The sequence below is a fragment of the Ramlibacter sp. genome (assembly GCF_035655895.1).
Classification (GTDB): domain Bacteria; phylum Pseudomonadota; class Gammaproteobacteria; order Burkholderiales; family Burkholderiaceae_C; genus Ramlibacter.
Window position 1 is genome coordinate 317,926 of the sequence record NZ_DASRTN010000008.1, and the last position, 17,657, is coordinate 335,582.

The window sequence follows — 17,657 nt, forward strand, 5'->3', positions numbered from 1 at the left end:
ACCTAGCTGGCGAGCAGCCCGTGCGTGCGGGCGTAGTGGATGGTCTGGGTGCGGCTCTTGACGCCCAGGCGGCGGAACAGCCGCCACAGGTGGACCTTGACCGTGTGCTCGCTGATGCCGAGCTCGTCGGCGATCTCGCGGTTGGACAGCCCGCGGTCAAGCATCACGATCAGCTGCTTCTGGCGCTTGGACAGCTTGTTGTCGGTGGGCGCGAGTTCCTCGAAGCTGCCGTCCGTGGTGAGCAGTGCGCGCAACGCATTGCCGATCTCCTGCGCGCCCGACGACTTCTCGATGTAGATGTCGGCGCCGGCCTCGATGCACGCTTCTTCCGCGTCGGCCGCGGGCGAGGCCGAGAGCACCGCCAGCGGCGCCTGCTGGAAGCGGTTCTTCATCTCGTGGACGCCGGAGGTGCCGGTGGTGTCGGGCAGCTTCAGGTCCAGGCAGATCAGGTCGGGAAAGCCGTGCTGGCGCACGGCGCCTTCCATCCCACCGATGCGATCGAGCTCGATCACCGTCGCACCCGGACGCAGCCGACGCAGCAGCATGACCACCGCTTCCCGCATCAGCGGGTGGTCGTCGATCACGTACAGGGTGGCTGGGTTCGGTGTCGGCTTCATGGGCAGGCGCAAGGATACCCGCAGTCGAATCGGCTTCCCGGCGTCAGGACGCCGCGAGCAGGGCCAGTGCGGCGCGGACCGTCTCGCCGGTGACGCCCGCGGCGGGGGTGGCCGCGGTGTCGCCGTCCTGCCAGCCTTGCTGCTTCAGGCGGGCGACCGCCTTGCCTGCGTCCTGGGGCGAGTCGAAGCCGGCGCTCTGGAGCAGCAGCCCGCCCGAGGCGTCGACGAACTTGAAGTAGTGGCGGCCGTCGGACTCGCGGTACTGCTTGAAGGCGGGCAGGGCAACCTTGGCCTTGGCGGATGCCGAGCCCTTCATGCTGGCGCCGCCGCCGACCAGGTTGCCGGTCGCATCGTGGGTCGTTCCGGTCGGCGCCAGGTTGCGCAAGCCGACCGCGTGGCGCAGCGTCGCAAGGAACGGCGTGGCCCGGTTGCGCGCCTTCGCCGCGCCGGCCTGCAGGATGCGCTCGAGCTGCGCGGGGTCGGCCACCAGCGCGTCGTAGCGCTCGCGCATCGGCGCGATCTCGCGGTCGACGCGCTCGAACAGCAGCTGCTTGGCGTCGGCCCAGGCGATGCCGTCGGCGTACGCCTGGCGCAGCGCCTGCGTCTCGGCCTGGTCGGCGAAGGCCTCGTAGATCTGGAACAGCGCGGAGCCCTCGACTTCCTTCGGCTCGCCGGGCGCGCGCGAGTCGGTGACGATGGAGAAGATCTGCTTGCGCACCTGCTCGCGCGGGGCGAACAGCGCGATGGTGTTGTCGTAGCTCTTGCTCATCTTGCGGCCGTCCAGGCCCGGCAGGGTGGCCACGGATTCGTCGACCGCCGCCTCGGGCAGCACGAAGCGCTCGCCGTACAGGTGGTTGAAGCTGGCGGCCATGTCGCGCGCCATCTCGATGTGCTGGATCTGGTCGCGGCCCACCGGGATGCGGTGCGCGTTGAACAGGACGATGTCCGCGGCCATCAGCACCGGGTACATGAAGAGGCCGGCGGTGACGTCGGCGTCGGGATCGCGGCCGGCGGCCAGGTTCTTGTCGGTCGAGGCCTTGTAGGCGTGCGCCCGGTTCAGCAGCCCCTTGCCGGTGACGCAGGTGAGCAGCCAGGTCAGCTCGGGAATCTCCGGGATGTCGGACTGGCGGTAGAAGAACACCTGCTCCGGATCGAGGCCGGCGGCCAGCCAGCAGGCCGCGATCTCCAGCGTGGAGCGCTGGATGCGGGCGGGCTCGTCACACTTGATCAGCGCGTGGTAGTCGGCCAGGAAGTAGAAGTTCTCGGTGCCGGGGCGGCGGCTGGCGCGCACCGCGGGGCGGATGGCGCCGACGTAGTTGCCCAGGTGGGGCGTGCCGGTGGTGGTGATGCCGGTGAGGAAGCGGACGACGGGAGTGGACATGACGGTCAGGAGAGCAGCGTCTTGAGCGGGGACAGGAGCACGCCGAGGACGGAGTAGCCGACGTCGATCAGCGGACGCAGCCACAGGTTGCCGACGATCCCGGCGATCACCAGGCCCATGACGATGAAGAAGCCCCAGGGCTCGATCCGGCTGAAGGTGTAGGCCGCGCGGCGTGGCAGCAGCCCGGTGAGGACCCGGCCGCCGTCCAGCGGCGGCAGCGGGAACAGGTTGAACGCCCACATCACCAGGTTCACCAGCACGCCGGCCTTGGCCATCTCGAGGAAGAAGCGCTCGTTCACGTCGGCTGCGACCAGCACGGTGAAGACCACGGCCCACAGGATGGCCTGGATGAAGTTGGAGGCCGGCCCGGCCAGCGCCACCCACACCATGTCGCGCTTGGGGCGGCGAAGGTGGCCGAAGTTGACCGGCACCGGCTTGGCGTAGCCGAACAGGAAGGCGCCGGAGGTCGCGAAGTACAGCAGCAGCGGCATCGCGATCGTGCCGATCGGATCGATGTGCTTGAGGGGGTTGAGCGTGACGCGGCCCATCATGTAGGCGGTGTTGTCGCCCAGGTAGCGGGCGACGTAGCCGTGCGCCGCCTCGTGCACGGTGATCGCGAAGAGCACCGGCAGCGCGTAGATCAGGACGGTCTGAATGAGGTTGTTGAGGTCCACCGCCGGGATTGTCTCAGAGGGGATGTGGCCGGGCGCCGCCGGCCCCGGCTGCCACCTGCCGGCGCCGGGACTCTGGCGGGCCAGCCCCGGCGGCTACAGTCCCAGCCGCTGCGGATCGCCGCGGCCCAGGCGCGTCACGACCGCGTCCCCTCCCGTGCCCATCGCGGTGAGGTCGACCACCGTGGTCGGCTCCAGCGGGCAGGCGCCGGCCGCGATCACGCCCTCGATCTGGTGCTGCCAGCGGCGCCGGATCTCCTCGGGGTCGTTCAACGGGTCGCTCTCGCCGGGCGGGATCAGGGTGGTGGCCAGCAGCGGACCGCCGTGCAGCTCCAGCAGTTGCTGCAGCACCGGGTGGTCGGGCACGCGCAGCCCGATGGTCTTGCGTTGCGGGTGGCTCACGCGCCGGGGCACCTCGCGCGTGGCTTCGAGGATGAAGGCATACGGCCCCGGCGTGCCCAGCTTGAGGAGCCGGTACTGGCGGTTGTCGACGCGGGCATAGTTCGCCAGCTCGCTCAGGTCACGGCACAGCAGCGTGAGGTGGTGCTTCTCGTCGACCCGGCGCAGCTGGCGCAGCCGGTCGGCGGCGGTCTTGTCGTCGAGGTGGCAGGCCAGCGCGTAGCTCGAGTCGGTGGGCACCGCCAGGATGCCGCCCTGCTCCAGCAGGGCGACCGCCTGCTTGAGCAGCCGCTGCTGCGGATTGTCGGGATGGAGTTCGAAGTACTGGGCCATGGCGGTTCAGACTTGGGCGGTGCGGGGCACGTTGCGTGCCTCGCGCACGGTGAGCCAGGCGCCGCCGGCGCCGCACAGGGCGATCAGCCCCATGCCCAGCTGCGACCAGTGGTCCGGCATGTGCGAGAACACGAGCCAGCCGCCCAGCATCGAGAAGGCGATCTGCGAATACAGGTACGGCGTCAGCGTCGCGGCGGGTGCGTTGCGGAAGGCGAGGATCAGCAGGAAGTGCCCGACCGTGCCCATCAGGCCCATGAAGCACAGGCCGGCCCACAGCCAGGGATCCTGCAGCGGGGTCCAGACCATCGGCAGCGTCACCGACGCCACCAGCGTGCCGACCCAGCCGGTGTACAGGTGCATGGTCACCGGGTCCTCGGTGCGCGCCAGCTTGCTGGTGAGCACCTGGAACCAGGCGTTGCTGGCCACGAGCCCGAGCGGCAGCAGCGTCGCCCAGCTGAAGCTCTCCCCACCCGGGCGGATGATCACCAGGGTGCCGGCGAAGCCGCCCGCCACCAGCGTCCAGCGCAGGCCCGACACGTGTTCCTTCAGCACCGTGGCCGCCAGCAGCGTCACGGCCAAGGGCCCCATCATCACGATGGCGGTGAACTCGCCCACCGGCATCACGCGCAGGCTGGCAAACGCAAGCAGGCTGCTGACCAGCAGCAGCGCGCCGCGCAGGCACTGGAACGGCAGGTGCCGCGTGCGCAGCACGGCGAGGCCGCGCCAGGGCAGCACGACGGCGGTGGTGGCCAGCGCCTGGAACGCGTAGCGGAACCACAGGGCCATGAGCAGCGGCACCGAAGCGCTCACCAGCTTGGTGGTGGTGTCCAGCGTGGAGAAGCAGGCCGCGGCCACCAGCACCAGGCCGATGCCCAGCAACTCGGAGCGGGCACCGCGTGCCGCACGCGCCGGCACGGTCACCGGAGGCGGTCGGCCAGCAGTTCCCAGACCGGGGTCAGCTCGCCCGGCAGGTAGGGCAGCCGGCCCAGGTCGGTGTGGCTCTCGTCGGGGCTGTGGAAGTCGCTGCCGCGCGAGGCCGCCAGGCCGAACTCCTTGGCGGTGGCGGCGTACCGCACGTACTCGGCAGCCGTGTGGCTGCCGGTGACCACCTCGACGGCCTGGCCGCCGTGGGCCTTGAACTCGGAGAACAGGGCGTACTCCTCGTTCGGCGTGAAGCGGTAGCGCGCCGGATGGGCGACCACGGCCATGCCGCCGGAACGCGTGATCCACTGCACCGCGTCCCTGAGCGACGCCCAGCGATGCGGAACGTAGCCGGGCTTGCCTTCCGTGAGGTACTTGCGGAACACCTCGCTGGTGTCCTTGCAGAAGCCGGCCTCGACCAGGAACCGGGCGAAGTGGGTGCGCGAGATCAGCTCGGGATTGCCGACGTACCGGAGCGCGCCTTCGTAGGCGCCCTGGATGCCGACCTGCGCCAGCTGGGCGGCCATCTCGTGGGCGCGGGCGCCGCGGCCGCCACGGGTGGCAAGCAGGCCTTCGCGCATCTGCGGATCGTCGGGGTCGAAGCCCAGCCCGACGATATGCACGGTCTCGCCGGCGAAGGTGACCGAGATCTCGGTGCCGGTGAGGTACTTCATCCCGTGCTCGCGCGCGGCCGCGGCGGCGCGGTGCTGGCCGCCGATCTCGTCGTGGTCGGTCAGCGCCCACAGCTCGACGCCATTGGCGGCGGCGCGCGCCGCGAGCGCCTCGGGCGTGAGCGTGCCGTCGGAGACCACGGAGTGGCAGTGCAGGTCGGCGTTGAGGATGGCCACCGTCCGATTCTAGGCTCTGCCCCCGGCGCAATGGGCCGGCGCGGCGCGCGCCCCTGTGCCGGACGAGGTCAGCTGATCGCGCCGGCCTGCAGCCGCAGGTCGGCCCGCGTGCGCACCGCGCAGCGCAGCGCGACCTGCAGGCCGTGCACCACCTGCTCCTGGGTCATCGAGGGCTGGCCCTGCTGTGGCAGCCAGGGCACGTGCACCATGCCCCCGCGCACACCGGCCCAGCGCGGGTCGGTGGCCAGCAGGTGCATCAGGCCGTAGAACACGTGGTTGCACACGAAGGTGCCGGCGCTCTGCGACACGTCGGCCCGGATGCCTTCGCCCAGCAGCGCGGCCATCATGGCCTTGATGGGCAGGGTGCTGAAGTACGCCGCGGGACCGCCTTCGATGACCGGAGTGTCGATCGGCTGCTCGCCGCCGTTGTCGGGGATGCGCGCGTCGTTGACGTTGATGGCGACCCGCTCGAACGAGATCGCCGAGCGGCCGCCGGCCTGCCCGGTGCACAGCACCAGCGAGGGCCGCACGCCGGCCAGCAGCTCCTGCAGGCACGGCAGGGCGCTGGCGAAACGGGTGGGCAGCTGGGCCGACACGACCCGGTGGCCCTCGATGTCGAGGCCGTCGAGTGCCTGGGCGGCGAGCCAGCTGGGGTTGACCGGTTGCCCGCCGAACGGGTCGAAACCGGTGACGAGGATGCGGGGTTGGCCGACAGTCCGCGCCGCGGGTGCGCTTAGCATTCGGGCACTGTACAGGAAGGGTGTGCCATGCGGTGGGAAGGCAATCGCGAATCCGACAACGTCGAGGACTACCGCGGCCACGGCGGCGGGGGTGGGGGCTTCGGCCTCGGGGGACGCAGCATCGGCATCGGCACCCTCGTGATCGCCCTGGTGGGCGGCGCCATCTTCGGCATCAACCCGCTGACGATCCTGGGCCTGCTCAGCGGCGGGCCGGCGCCGGTGCAGCAGCAGGCGCCCGCCCACGCGCCGCCGGCGCAGGACCGCTCGGCGCGCTTCGTCTCCACCGTCCTGGCGGACACCGAGGACGTCTGGCGGCAGGTCTTCGCCCAGGGCGGGGCCACGTACCGCGAACCCAAGCTGGCCCTGTTCAGCGGCGGCATCCGCACCGGCTGCGGGGCCGGCCAGTCGGCCATGGGGCCGTTCTACTGTCCAGCCGACCAGAAGGTCTACATCGACCTGGGCTTCTACCGGACGCTGCGCGACCAGCTCGGCGCGCCCGGCGAGTTCGCGCAGGCGTACGTGATCGCCCACGAGGTCGGGCACCACGTGCAGCACCTGCTCGGCATCACCGACCGGGTCGATCAGCTGCGCGCCCGCAGCACGCAGCAGCAGGCCAACGCCATGAGCGTGCGGCTGGAACTGCAGGCCGACTGCTTCGCGGGCGTGTGGGCCCACTACTCCCAGCAGTCCAAGCAGTGGCTGGATCCGGGCGACATCGAATCGGCCATCAATGCGGCCGCGCGCATCGGGGACGACACGCTGCAGCGGTCCGCGGGCCGCGCAGTGGTGCCCGAGAGCTTCACCCACGGCAGCAGCGCGCAGCGCCAGCGCTGGTTCACCAACGGCTGGCGCAGCGGCAGCGTCCAGGCCTGCGACACCTTCCGGGCCGCGGCCTTGTAGCCGCCCGGTCGAGCGCGGGGGGACTGGCGTTCGGCGCTGCCGCGTCCGTGCCCCCGGGCCGCCGCCGGCCGGCATGGCGGGCTCCGCCGTGGGGCTGCTGGCGGTCGCCAGGACCGCCGCGGCGCCAAGTGCGACAATCCCGGGTTGACATGAGCGCATCCTTCTCCAACCTGTCGCTGGCTGAGCCGCTGGCACGAGCCGTGGCCGAGATGGGCTACGAGCAGATGACCCCCATCCAGGCACAGGCCATCCCGGTCGTGCTGACCGGCAAGGACGTGATGGGCGCCGCGCAGACCGGCACCGGCAAGACGGCGGCGTTCTCGCTGCCGCTGCTGCACCGCCTGCTCAAGCACGAAAACGCCTCCACCTCGCCCGCCCGGCACCCGGTGCGCGCGCTGGTGCTGCTGCCCACCCGCGAGCTGGCCGACCAGGTCGCCCAGCAGATCAAGCTCTACGCCAAGCACACCAACCTGCGCAGTGCCGTCGTCTTCGGCGGGATGGACATGAAGCCGCAGACGCTGGAGCTCAAGCGTGGTGTCGAGGTCCTGGTGGCCACCCCCGGTCGCCTGCTGGACCACATCGAGGCCAAGAACGCGGTGCTCAACCAGGTCGAGTACGTCGTGCTCGACGAGGCCGACCGCATGCTGGACATCGGCTTCCTACCCGACCTGCAGCGCATCCTGTCGTACCTGCCCAAGCAGCGGACGACGCTGCTGTTCTCGGCCACGTTCTCGCCGGAGATCAAGCGGCTGGCTTCCAGCTACCTGCAGGATCCGGTGACGATCGAGGTGGCGCGGCCGAACGCCACGGCGTCCACCGTCGAGCAGCATTTCTACAGCGTGACGGACGACGACAAGCGCCGCGCGGTCAAGCAGATCGTGCGCCAGCGCGGCATCCGCCAGGCCTTCGTGTTCGTCAACAGCAAGCTGGGCTGCGCGCGGCTGGCCCGGTCGCTGGAGCGCGAGGGGCTCAAGACGACGGCGCTGCACGGCGACAAGAGCCAGGACGAACGGCTCAAGGCACTGGCCGCCTTCAAGGCGGGCGAGGTCGACCTGCTGGTCGCCACCGACGTGGCGGCGCGCGGCCTGGACATCAAGGACGTGCCGGCGGTCTTCAACTTCGACGTGCCGTTCAACCCGGAGGATTACGTCCACCGGATCGGCCGCACCGGGCGCGCCGGCGCCTCCGGCCTGGCCGTGACCCTGGTCTCGGGCAGCGACGCCCGGCTGGTGGCCGACCTGGAGAAGCTGCTCAAGAAGAAGATCGACCTCGAGGCGCTCGAGTACGAAGACGAGCGCCCGCGTGGCCGCATCAACGACGGCCGCCGCGCCTGGCGCGAGCAGGGCGAAGTCGGTGACCCGCGCGACGCGCTGGACGCCGGCCGGGACCGCGAGCGGGCACCGCGCCCGGTCCGGGAATCGCGCCCCGCGCCCGCCGCGGCACCGCGCGATCCGTTCTTCGACCAGCCCTACGAGGCGCCCGAAGGCGAGGTCAAGCCGGCCTGGGAAGGCGGCGCCAAGCCCGCGACCAGCCGCGTCTCGGCCAACATCAAGCCCAAGCGCAAGGTCGCCGCGCTGTTCAAGTCGGCGAGCTGACGCCAGGCGTGGCGCCGGGTCGGCGCTGGCGCGGTTCCGGGACGGGCCTGCCCGTGTGCCTGAAGGGCAGAGGGCCGGCGCGCCAGGCGCCCGTCACTCGCCCGGTGCCTGCGCCTGTTCGCACGCCACCTGGATGACCTCGCGCGATCCCGTCACCGGGTCGTAGCGCAGGGCGCTGAGGCAGCCGCCCCAGACGCACCCCGTGTCCAGCGCGATCACGTCGGGCCGCAGCAGCAGCCCCAGCTGGGACCAGTGTCCGAACGCGATGGGCGTGCCCGCGCTCGCGCGGCCCGGCACGTCGAACCAGGCCACGGTGCCCGCCGGTGCCGCTGCCGGTGCGCCCCCGGCCTTCAGGTCCATTGCGCCGTCCACGGTGCAGAACCGCAGCCGGGTCAGCGCGTTCACGATGGCGCGCAACCGGTCGGCTCCCTGCAGGGCGTCGCTCCACCGGGCGGGCTCGTTGCCGTACATCTGCCGCAGGAACGAGGCGGGCTCGGGCCCGCGCAGCACCGCTTCGACCTCGGCCGCCAGGCGCAGCACCTGCGGCACGTCCCATTGCGGCAGCACGCCGCCGTGCACCATCAGCAGGCCGTGCGCGTGGACCGCCAGCGGGCGGTGGCGCAGCCAGTCGAGCAGGACCTGGCGGTCGGGCGCCTGCAGCACCGACGCCAGGGTGTCGTTGCGATGCGCGGCCCGCACGCCGTGCGCCACCGCGAGCAGGCTGAGGTCGTGGTTGCCGAGCAGGCAGGTCGCACTGCCCCCCAGTGCCATCGCGCGGCGCAGCACGGCGGCCGACGCCGGCCCGCGGTTGACCAGGTCGCCCAGCAGCACCGCATGGTCGCGGCTCGCGGAGAAACCCACCTTCTCCAGCAGCCGGCCCAGCGCGCCGTCGCAGCCTTGCACATCACCGATCAGATACAGTGCCATCGTGTCGAAACCTTCCCCCAAGCCATGGATTTTCTGCTGATCGCGCTGTTGACGCTCCTCAACGGCGTGTTCGCGATGTCCGAGCTCGCACTGGCTTCCAGCCGCAAGGGCCGGCTGATCGCGATGGCGGAGGACGGCGACAAGGGCGCCGCGACGGCGCTGCGCCTCCTGGACCATCCGACCCAGTTCCTCTCCACCGTGCAGGTGGGCATCACCTCCATCGGCGTGCTCAACGGCATCGTCGGCGAGGCCGCCTTCAGCGCCAGGCTCGCGGCCTGGCTGCAGACCTGGAGCATCACGCCCGGCGTGGCGGCCATCGCGGCCACCGCGATCGTGGTGGCCACGATCACCTTCGTGACCATCATCTTCGGCGAGCTGGTGCCCAAGCGCATCGGCCAGCTCTACCCGGAGAACGTCTCGCGCTGGATCTCGCGGCCCATGGCCTGGCTGGCGCGCGTGGCCGGCCCCTTCGTCCTGCTGCTGTCCGCCACCACGCAGGCGGTCCTGAAGATGCTGCGCATCGACACCGCGCAGGCGCGCGGCATGACGCAGGAGGAGATCGCCCACAGCCTCGAGGAGGGCGTGGACGCCGGCGTGATCGAGGCGCAGGAGCACCAGATGGTGCAGAACGTGTTCCGCCTCGACGACCGTGCGCTCACCTCGATGATGGTGCCGCGCTCGGACATCGAGTGGCTCGACGCCAGCAGCACGGTGGCCGCGGGCCTGCAGCAGGTGGGGCAGGGCGGCGCGCATTCGTGGTACCCGGTCTGCCGCGGCTCGCTCGACGACGTGGTGGGCGTGGTCAATGTGGCGCGGCTGCTCGCACTCGGTCTGCAGCACGAGGGGCCGCTGCTGCCGCACGTGGTGCCGGCCGCGTTCGTGCCCGAGACGCTGACCGGCATGGAGCTGCTCGAGCAGTTCCGCCGGCAGGCGCAGCGGCTGGTGTTCGTGGTCGACGAGTACGGGGTCGTGCAGGGGCTGATCACGCCGCGCGACCTGCTGGAGGCCATCACCGGCGAGCTGTGGCCCGAGGCCCAGGCCGAGGCCTGGGCGACGCCCCGCGAGGATGGCTCCTGGCTCCTCGACGGCCTGATGCCGGTCGACGAGCTGAAGGTGCGCCTGGACATCCGGGAGCTGCCCGAGGAAGAGCGGGGCCGCTACAACACGGTGGCGGGCCTGCTGCTGGCGGTCTCCGGCCACCTGCCGAGCGTTGGCGAGCGCATCGAATGCGGCGACTGGCTGTTCGAGGTGGTCGACCTGGACGGCCGCCGGATCGACAAGGTGCTGGCGCTGCGGGCGACGCCGGCACCCACCGGCGAAGAGCGCGTCTGAACCGCCGGCCGGCGCCTCAGCGCGGCGCGTAGCTCTCGCTGGCGAAGGCGGAAGGGTCGATCACCTCGAGCGCGTCCTGGGCCCGCAGCTGGCGCAGCAGCAGGTCGACGCGCCGGGCTTCCAGGCCCGAGTGGTTCAGCATCCAGCTGCGGTTGACCGGGCGCGTGCCCATGCGCGAGAGCAGCCGCAGCACGTCGGCGGTGCGCAGGGAAGGCGACAGCGAGGGCCACTGCCGCAGGCGGTAGATCGGCTCCGCGCCCGTGGCCGGCGGCATCGTCTCGGCCGGCGTCTCCGACAGCAGCTCGGAGAAGGACGTGCTCGTGCGCCGGGCCCAGCGGGCCAGGGTGTCAGCAAGGCGCGGCATGGTTCGCACCAGTTCCGTCGCGGGTCGTCATGCAGACAGTCTCGGCCTGCGCACGGGCCGCCGTTTAGGGAATCGCGTCCGCCTGCCCTAGGGCATTCACCTAAGGGCCTTACGGTCGGGCGTGCACCGAGGCCTCGAAGGGCGCGTCCGATAATCCAGGGAGTGGCCGCCATCCTGCTCATCGAGGACGACCCGCACCAGCGGGCCTATGCCGCCATGGTGCTGGGCGAGTCGGGGCATGCCGTGCGCGAGGCGCCGGATGGCCAAGAGGGCCTGCGGCTCGCGCTGGAGAAGCCTCCCGAGCTCATCGTCTGCGACGTGCTGATGCCGGGCATGAACGGCTACCAGCTGGTGGCCGCCGTGCGCCGCGAGCCCTCGATCTGCACGACGCCGGTCATCCTGCTCACCTCGCTGTCGGAGCGGGCGCAGATGCGCACCGGGATGAACGCCGGCGCCGACGACTACCTGCCCAAGCCGTTCCGGCCGCCCGAGCTGATCGAGGCGGTCGACTCCCTGCTGCAGCGGCGCAAGACCCAGTACGAGGCGATCGCCGGCACGCTGATGCAGGACATGGATGCGGCGCTGGAGCACCAGCGCGAGGTGCTGGCGGCCAAGTACGAGACGCAGCTGCTGCAGGAGATCAACGGCAAGTGGAAGACCGACGTCGAGGCCGGGCGCGAGATCGTGATCGACCCGGCCGTGGTCGTCGTGGCCGACCTCTTCACCCTGGTCGAGCGCGAGGGCGCCGACCGCCCCAACCTGGCCGACCTCCTCAAGCGCAGCCACGAAGCGGCGAGCGACGCGCTGTACCTGTTCGGCGCCAAGCACGTGCTGCACCACGGCCACGACATCGTCGGTGTCTTCGCACCCGACGAACACGGCCGGCCCAACGTGCCGAGCGCGCTGCGCGGCACCTTCGCGCTGGTGTCGGCGACCGCCAACCTGCTCGGTGGCGACAGCGCCTGGGAGGCCTACCAGCTGGCGATCGGGCTGAGCGCGGGCCCGGTGTCGCTGCTGCGCCTGCAGGACCCGCTGCATGGCGACGCGGGGCTCAAAGCGGTGCCCGGCGCGACGCTGCAGCAGGCGCAGGGGCTGCGCGCGATGGCCCGCGAGGAAGGCTGGCCGACGGCCGTGCCGGCGAGCCTGGTGCGCCTGCTGCCCCCCGGCGCGGCGTTCCAGGGCCGCACCGGCTGGCGCGCCGGGTTGTGCGACGGCGCCGTGGTCGAACTGCTGCGTCCCCGCGCATGACCGCCTTGCAGCCGCTTCCTCCCACGCCGACCGGGCGCTACCGCCACTACAAGGGGGGTGAGTACGAGGTGCTCGGGGTGGCCCGCCACAGCGAGACGCTCGAGGCGCTGGTGGTGTACCGGCCGATCCATCCCGGCGCGGCCTGCTGGGTGCGGCCGCACGCCATGTTCTTCGAGCAGATCGAGGTCGACGGCCGGCTGCAGCCGCGCTTCGTGCGCATCGAGTCCGCCTGACCGCGGCGCCTGCCCGGCCCTGCGTGCGGCCCGCGCCGGCCGCTGGCGTGGTCGGGCATGGCGCCGGGCCATGCCTGCCCGGCTGCCCCGCTTGCAAGCCGGCGGTGGCTCCCTACACTGGACCCGGGAGGGCGTGCCGTCCACGTGCCTCGACCGCGACCAAGGAGCTTCGCATGACATCTCGCCCGATCCAGCCCACCGCACCCCCCGGTGGTGTCGGCCTGCCCGATCCGATCGACATCGCGCTGCGGGCCCTGCGCTCCGCACAGGTCGAGCTCTACTGCGACCACGAGTCTGCGGCGCTCACCGCCGTGCGCGCCGCGCGCACGGCGCTGGCGGGCTCGATGGCCGGCGGCTTGCAGGTGCGCTTCCTGGTCGAAGCGGCGGTGTGGCACGTGCGGCACCACGAGTTCGCCCTCGCCCAGCATGCGCTGGCCGACGCCAGGCTGCGGCTGGCCTAGACCACTGACTTCTCGATGGCCGGGAGGCGAGGGCCGCCCGGCTCCCGCAGCGCCCGTTCAGCGGCGACCAGCCGTGCCCTTGAGCTCCGGCGGCAGCCGTCGCAGCAGCCATCGGATCGCGAAGGGGACGACGATCAGGTCGTCGAGCACGCCCAGGCCCGGGATGAAATCGGGAATCAGGTCGATCGGCGACACGAGGTAGAGCGCGATCAGGGCCGTGCCGAGCTTGAGCCAACCGGGCGCGGCCGGATGGCGCAGCGCGAACCACAGCTGCCGCGCGTCTCCGCGCAGGACGGTCCACAACACGGTCACACGTTTCCACATGGCGGGTTCCTCGTGAATGCGGCCCGGAGTGGCGCCGCGTCCGGGCCATCTGGCGCCGGACGCGGTGCACGCAAGGGCCCACGCGCCGACGTTACATTCGGCGGACACAGGAGGTCCCATGTCCGCAAGGCGCGACGGCAGGTTCCGAGCCGGTCCGACGGCTCTGCTGGTGGCGGTGGCGACCGCCGCGGGCTGCAGCCACGCGCCGCCGGTGCCGGTCGGGCGCTGCGCCCTCCGCCCCGCGGGCGCCGCTGCCTGCCTGCAGGGCCCGCCGGCCGCCGCGACGGTGCTGCCCGCGGGTGAACGGACGGTCCGCGTCGATGCCCTTTGCGAATGGAACGGCACCGGCGTGCTGCTGGAGCCAGGCGGCCGCTACGACCTCACCGTGGCCGAGGTGCTCGAGCCATGGGTCGACTGGTGGGTGCCGTCGGACCTGGCCACCGGCTGGCGCGGGATCGCACGCTGGAGCGCCCCGCTGGCGCAGCGCCGGGCCCGTGCGCCGGGGCTGCCGATCTACTCGCTGGTGGGGAGCGAGGGCCCGTCCACGGCGACGGCGTTCGCGGTCGGCTGGTCGGCCCGCCTCGTCGCCACCCAGCCCCAGGAGTTGCTGCTGTTCGCCAACGACTGGTGGGGGCGCTACGGCAACAACCAGGGCTGCCTCGACGTGCGGATCCGGCGGGTGCCGTGAGGCAGGACGCGTCGTGCCGCCCTGCCGCCCGTGCGGACGAGGCAGAACGCGCCGCATGCGGCGCGTTCCGGCAAGGACGGTTGGAAGATCGATGGCCCGGCAGGGCGCCGGCCGCTGCCCTTACTTGGTCGCGACTGGCTGGAACGACGGAACGGGGCGGCCCTTGGCGCTGGCGGCCAGACTTTCCCAGCGGGCGATCTCCTGCGGCATCGCATCCCAGTGCGAGCCGTACAGGTCGGGGCCGTAGCGCAGCATGAACAGGCTGGCGCGGGCGGCGTCCGGATCGCCGGCGTTCGCCAGCGCGATGAAACGGCCGTAGGCTTCGGCGAACTCGCCGCGCTGGTGCTGCACGACGGCCTGCTGGTACGGATCGGGCTCGCCGGGCGCACCCCAGGCGGATGCCAGCAGGGTCGCGGTGGCGATCAGCGTCAGAGCAACGTGTTTGGCTTTCATCGAAAACTCCAGTCTTGGTTCGGTTCAGGCTCGGACGGGCGCGGGCAGACACAACGGCGGGCAACTCGCAACCGCGGGCACCGCGTCCGTGCCGAGCTTCCGGAAAAACCAGCCCCGATTGCTTGAGTGACTGAACGTTACCAGTCGTAACTCAAGTAAACAAGAGAAAAGATTGAAACTTGAGATTGGGGGATACCCTGGTCCCGGCAGTCCAAGGTTCCCCGCCGCGAAACGACTACAGGCGCAGCAACCAGCAAGAGTGTCCGCTGACATCTGCGCTGATTTCGAATCCCGCGGGTCAAGCGTCAGTGCGAACGCGTAACAAATTTGGGGCGCAGGGCTCTTCCGGGACCGGGCTGCGCCAGGTGGATGACGGGCGCCGAAACCAGCGGACGCCAGCAATGCCCGAATGTCCCGAGGCCGCGACAGCGGCGGCCCACTGTCGCGGCTCAGTGCTCGCGGACCACCTGTTGGCTCGCGCGATGCACGAGAGTTCGTCCAGCGGCCATCCGGGAAACCCCTTGTCCGCGCAGCGCCACAACGGTGGGGATTCGGACCCTCCAGCGCATTCCCATTCGGACGGCCGATCGTTACATTGTGAAACGGACTGGCCGCTGCCATTTGGCGAGCCACCGCATCACCAAGGAAGGACCCCGGAATGACCCGATCCACTGTGGCCTGCGCCGCCGGCGCGCTGGCCTGGCTGGTTGCCCTCGCGCCCCTCTCCGCCGCCGCCGACATCGTGCTCGGCCACTCCGGCGACCTCACCGGCATCTCGCAGGCCGTCACCAAGGACTACCTGCGCGGCATGAACGCCTATTTCGATGAGCTCAACCGCAAGGGCGGCATCCGCGGCGAGAAGATCAAGCTGGTCAGCATGGACGACGCGTTCAATCCGGACAAGACGGTGGAGAACACCAAGGAGCTGATCGACAGGAACGTGCTGGCCCTGGTCGGCTATCGCGGCACGGCCAACGTGCAGAAGATCATCCCGGTCATCCAGGCCGCCGGCATCGCCGAGATCGGCAACACCTCGGGCGCCAAGTCGCTGCGCGACCCCCACGTTCCCAACCTCTTTCACGTGCGCGCCAGCACGACCGACGAGGTCGAGGCGGCCGTCAACCACGCCTGGACCATCGGCGTCACCCGCATCGCGGCCGCCTACCAGGACGATGCCTTCGGCAAGGAATCGCTCGACGCGATGAACGTCGCGATCAAGAAGCGCGGCGGCGCCCCGGTGGCCATCGCGCCGGTGCCGCGCGGCACGGTGGACGTCGCCAAGGCCGTCGAGGTGATCGCCGCCTCGAATGCGCAGGCCGTCTTCTACTTCGGCCAGGCCAAGCCGGCCGCGGCGCTGATCAACGGCATCCGCGCCAAGGGCTCGCGCCCGCAGTTCATCGTGACGAGCGTCGCCTCGGGACTGCACGCCGAACTGAAGGAAGCATCGGCGGGCGTGATCGTCAGCCAGGTCGTGCCCTATCCGTTCACCGAACTGGGCAACCCGGTCGTCAAGGAGTACCAGGCCACCATGGCCAAGCTGGACGAGAGCAAGCCCAGCTACAACAGCATGGAAGGCTTCCTGAACGCCAAGGTGGTGGCCACCGCGCTCCAGAAGACGCCGCCGCCGCTCACCCGCGCCAAGCTGATCGCCACCCTCGAAAGCCTGAACAACGAAGACATGGGCGGCTTCTCCATCACCTACGGCAAGCAGAGCAACCTTGGTTCGCGCTTCGTCGCGCTGACCATGATCCGCGCCGACGGTTCGTTCGCGCGCTGAGCGGGCGCGCGCCGGTCACCGGCGCGCGAACAGCGGCTGGTCGTAGTGCCCGACGCGCGTGTCGCGCCCCGCGATGCAGACCTCGCGGAACTGGTACAGCACCGCCGCGGTGGGCGCCGCGATCCAGCCGTCGCCCACCGGCATGCGCAGGATCTGCCGGGAGGGCTCCTCGGAGGGCTCCAGCAACGGCGCGTCCTGGCGCATGAATTCGCGAACCGGGATGCGGTGGATGCTGGCCACCTCGGCCGGATGGGGCACCGGCGCGCGCGCCGCACCGGCCCACACCACCACCGGCGTGATCACGAACCCCGAGCGGGTGACGTAGTCGTCGAGGCGCCCGAGCACCTGCGAGGGATCGATCTCCAGCGCGACCTCCTCGGCCAGTTCCCGCAGGGCCGCCGCCTCGGCGCTCTCGCCCTCGTCCACCCGCCCGCCGGGCAGCGCCCACTGGCCGGCATGGTTGCTGAGGGTGGCCGCCCGCCGGGTCAGGAGCAGGGCGGCCTCCCGGCTCCAGCCGACCGGCGCCGCGATGCCGGCCAGCGCGGCACCCGGTCCTTCCTCCACCAGCGCCACGGCGACTGCAGCCGGCCGGTGCTGGCCGGTGTCGGCACGGTGCACCTGGAACGCGGCGAGGTTGCGCACCACGGTCTCTCGCAGCGAGGCATCCAGCAGCATGCGTCGATTGTGCAGCGCCGCGGCGCCCTTCAGACGCGCGGCGGATCGGTCTCGCGCCCGACGTCGTGGTGCGCCACGAGCGCCGACACGGACACGGGCGTGCCATCGTCGGCCTCGTCCGCTACCGGCATGTTGCTGCCCACCGGGTCCCAGTTGCGCTGGGCGGCGCAGAACCTGACGCGATGGTGGCGGCGGCCGTCCCTATGATCCGGGGCATGTCCGTCACCATCCGCCCGGCCACCGCTGCCGATGCCGACACGCTGGCCGCCTTCAACGTGGCGATGGCCCTGGAGACCGAGCACCGCCGCCTGCGCCCGGACGTCGTCGGGCGCGGTGTGCGCCGCCTGCTGGCGACGCCGGCCCTGGGCTTCTATCTCGTGGCCGAGGCAGCCGGGCAGGTGGTCGGCTCGGCGATGGTGACCAGCGAGTGGAGCGACTGGCGCGACGGCCGCTTCTGGTGGATCCAGAGCGTGTATGTGCAGCCGGCCAGCCGGCGCCAGGGCGTCTTCCGTGCGCTGCACCGGGCGATCCATGCACGCGCCGCGGACGAGCCCGATGTCTGCGGACTGCGGCTCTACGTCGAGCAGGACAACCAGGTCGCGCTGGCCACGTACCGCAGCCTGGGCATGGCATCGACCGGGTACCGGCTGCTGGAGGAGCTGCGACCCGGCCTGCGCTGGCTGGCCGACGATGAGGGGCGGTAGCGCTCACGCCGTTACGGGTGTTGCAACTGCCGCCTTGCATTGCCGCCGATGCGCGGCCAAGCTCAG

21 protein-coding genes are annotated in these 17,657 nt (G+C 71.3%); 9 read left to right on the forward strand and 12 right to left on the reverse strand.

The window, feature by feature from the left end:
• Positions 1 to 2: 2 nt before the first annotated feature.
• The 7 genes from VFE82_RS11130 to pcp form a co-directional block, all read right to left on the reverse strand.
• On the reverse strand, positions 3 to 617 hold the full coding sequence (locus VFE82_RS11130; RefSeq protein ID WP_325000375.1) for a response regulator transcription factor: 615 nt from the start codon (positions 615 to 617) through the stop codon (positions 3 to 5).
• A 43-nt stretch (positions 618 to 660) separates the two neighbouring features.
• Positions 661 to 1,998 carry a tryptophan--tRNA ligase gene (locus VFE82_RS11135; RefSeq protein WP_325000376.1) on the reverse strand — a complete coding sequence of 446 codons (1,338 nt, stop codon included), beginning with the start codon at positions 1,996 to 1,998 and terminating at the stop codon, positions 661 to 663.
• 5 nt (positions 1,999 to 2,003) lie between these two features.
• A complete protein-coding gene (locus VFE82_RS11140) occupies positions 2,004 to 2,672 on the reverse strand; it encodes a site-2 protease family protein (protein ID WP_325000377.1) in 669 nt (222 codons plus the stop codon).
• A 93-nt stretch (positions 2,673 to 2,765) separates the two neighbouring features.
• Positions 2,766 to 3,401 (reverse strand): L-threonylcarbamoyladenylate synthase, encoded by a 636-nt coding sequence (locus VFE82_RS11145; RefSeq protein WP_325000378.1) that lies wholly within the window; start codon positions 3,399 to 3,401, stop codon positions 2,766 to 2,768.
• A gap of 6 nt (positions 3,402 to 3,407) precedes the next feature.
• Positions 3,408 to 4,322: a DMT family transporter gene (locus tag VFE82_RS11150; RefSeq protein ID WP_325000379.1), complete on the reverse strand. Its 915-nt coding sequence runs from the start codon at positions 4,320 to 4,322 to the stop codon at positions 3,408 to 3,410.
• Positions 4,319 to 5,170: a 3',5'-nucleoside bisphosphate phosphatase gene (locus VFE82_RS11155; protein WP_325000380.1), complete on the reverse strand. Its 852-nt coding sequence runs from the start codon at positions 5,168 to 5,170 to the stop codon at positions 4,319 to 4,321. Before VFE82_RS11155 ends, VFE82_RS11150 begins: the two co-directional genes overlap by 4 nt.
• A 68-nt stretch (positions 5,171 to 5,238) precedes the next feature.
• Positions 5,239 to 5,910: a pyroglutamyl-peptidase I gene (gene pcp / locus VFE82_RS11160; protein ID WP_325000381.1), complete on the reverse strand. Its 672-nt coding sequence runs from the start codon at positions 5,908 to 5,910 to the stop codon at positions 5,239 to 5,241.
• A gap of 27 nt (positions 5,911 to 5,937) precedes the next feature.
• On the opposite strand from pcp, the gene ypfJ reads away from it, so the two are divergent.
• Together ypfJ and VFE82_RS11170 are read left to right on the forward strand one after the other, a co-directional pair.
• A complete protein-coding gene (ypfJ, locus tag VFE82_RS11165; protein ID WP_325000382.1) occupies positions 5,938 to 6,810 on the forward strand; it encodes a KPN_02809 family neutral zinc metallopeptidase in 873 nt (290 codons plus the stop codon).
• A gap of 149 nt (positions 6,811 to 6,959) precedes the next feature.
• On the forward strand, positions 6,960 to 8,405 hold the full coding sequence (locus tag VFE82_RS11170) for a DEAD/DEAH box helicase (protein WP_325000383.1): 1,446 nt from the start codon (positions 6,960 to 6,962) through the stop codon (positions 8,403 to 8,405).
• 93 nt (positions 8,406 to 8,498) lie between these two features.
• Here the strand turns inward: VFE82_RS11170 and VFE82_RS11175 are convergent, their stop codons facing one another.
• A complete protein-coding gene (locus tag VFE82_RS11175; RefSeq protein ID WP_325000384.1) occupies positions 8,499 to 9,332 on the reverse strand; it encodes a symmetrical bis(5'-nucleosyl)-tetraphosphatase in 834 nt (277 codons plus the stop codon).
• A gap of 24 nt (positions 9,333 to 9,356) precedes the next feature.
• On the opposite strand from VFE82_RS11175, the gene VFE82_RS11180 reads away from it, so the two are divergent.
• A complete protein-coding gene (locus tag VFE82_RS11180; protein ID WP_325000385.1) occupies positions 9,357 to 10,664 on the forward strand; it encodes a hemolysin family protein in 1,308 nt (435 codons plus the stop codon).
• A 16-nt stretch (positions 10,665 to 10,680) separates the two neighbouring features.
• Here VFE82_RS11180 and VFE82_RS11185 read toward each other — a convergent pair whose 3' ends face one another.
• Entirely contained in the window at positions 10,681 to 11,028 is a 348-nt protein-coding gene (locus tag VFE82_RS11185) for a hypothetical protein (RefSeq protein ID WP_325000386.1), read from the reverse strand.
• A gap of 162 nt (positions 11,029 to 11,190) precedes the next feature.
• On the opposite strand from VFE82_RS11185, the gene VFE82_RS11190 reads away from it, so the two are divergent.
• From VFE82_RS11190 to VFE82_RS11200, 3 genes are all read left to right on the forward strand, one after another.
• A complete protein-coding gene (locus VFE82_RS11190; RefSeq protein ID WP_325000387.1) occupies positions 11,191 to 12,276 on the forward strand; it encodes a response regulator in 1,086 nt (361 codons plus the stop codon).
• A complete protein-coding gene (locus tag VFE82_RS11195; RefSeq protein ID WP_325000388.1) occupies positions 12,273 to 12,509 on the forward strand; it encodes a DUF1653 domain-containing protein in 237 nt (78 codons plus the stop codon). Before VFE82_RS11190 ends, VFE82_RS11195 begins: the two co-directional genes overlap by 4 nt.
• Before the next feature lie 173 nt (positions 12,510 to 12,682).
• The gene (locus VFE82_RS11200) at positions 12,683 to 12,970 is read left to right on the forward strand and encodes a hypothetical protein (protein ID WP_325000389.1); all 288 of its coding nucleotides are present in this window, start codon (positions 12,683 to 12,685) and stop codon (positions 12,968 to 12,970) included.
• Between the two features lie 57 nt (positions 12,971 to 13,027).
• Here the strand turns inward: VFE82_RS11200 and VFE82_RS11205 are convergent, their stop codons facing one another.
• Positions 13,028 to 13,294 carry a YkvA family protein gene (locus VFE82_RS11205; RefSeq protein ID WP_325000390.1) on the reverse strand — a complete coding sequence of 89 codons (267 nt, stop codon included), beginning with the start codon at positions 13,292 to 13,294 and terminating at the stop codon, positions 13,028 to 13,030.
• Positions 13,295 to 13,412: 118 nt separating this feature from the next.
• Here VFE82_RS11205 and VFE82_RS11210 point away from each other — a divergent pair, with 118 nt between their 5' ends.
• The gene (locus tag VFE82_RS11210; RefSeq protein ID WP_325000391.1) at positions 13,413 to 13,982 is read left to right on the forward strand and encodes a hypothetical protein; all 570 of its coding nucleotides are present in this window, start codon (positions 13,413 to 13,415) and stop codon (positions 13,980 to 13,982) included.
• A 120-nt stretch (positions 13,983 to 14,102) separates the two neighbouring features.
• On the opposite strand, the gene VFE82_RS11215 is transcribed toward VFE82_RS11210, so the two are convergent.
• Positions 14,103 to 14,435, reverse strand: a complete 333-nt coding sequence (locus tag VFE82_RS11215) for a hypothetical protein (protein WP_325000392.1) — start codon at positions 14,433 to 14,435, stop codon at positions 14,103 to 14,105.
• A gap of 658 nt (positions 14,436 to 15,093) precedes the next feature.
• On the opposite strand from VFE82_RS11215, the gene VFE82_RS11220 reads away from it, so the two are divergent.
• Complete coding sequence (locus VFE82_RS11220) at positions 15,094 to 16,212, forward strand: ABC transporter substrate-binding protein (protein ID WP_325000393.1); 1,119 nt, start codon at positions 15,094 to 15,096, stop codon at positions 16,210 to 16,212.
• A 15-nt stretch (positions 16,213 to 16,227) separates the two neighbouring features.
• Here the strand turns inward: VFE82_RS11220 and VFE82_RS11225 are convergent, their stop codons facing one another.
• A complete protein-coding gene (locus VFE82_RS11225; RefSeq protein WP_325000394.1) occupies positions 16,228 to 16,887 on the reverse strand; it encodes a CoA pyrophosphatase in 660 nt (219 codons plus the stop codon).
• A gap of 215 nt (positions 16,888 to 17,102) precedes the next feature.
• On the opposite strand from VFE82_RS11225, the gene VFE82_RS11230 reads away from it, so the two are divergent.
• Positions 17,103 to 17,591, forward strand: a complete 489-nt coding sequence (locus VFE82_RS11230; protein ID WP_325000395.1) for a GNAT family N-acetyltransferase — start codon at positions 17,103 to 17,105, stop codon at positions 17,589 to 17,591.
• The last annotated feature ends 66 nt before the right edge of the window (positions 17,592 to 17,657 follow it).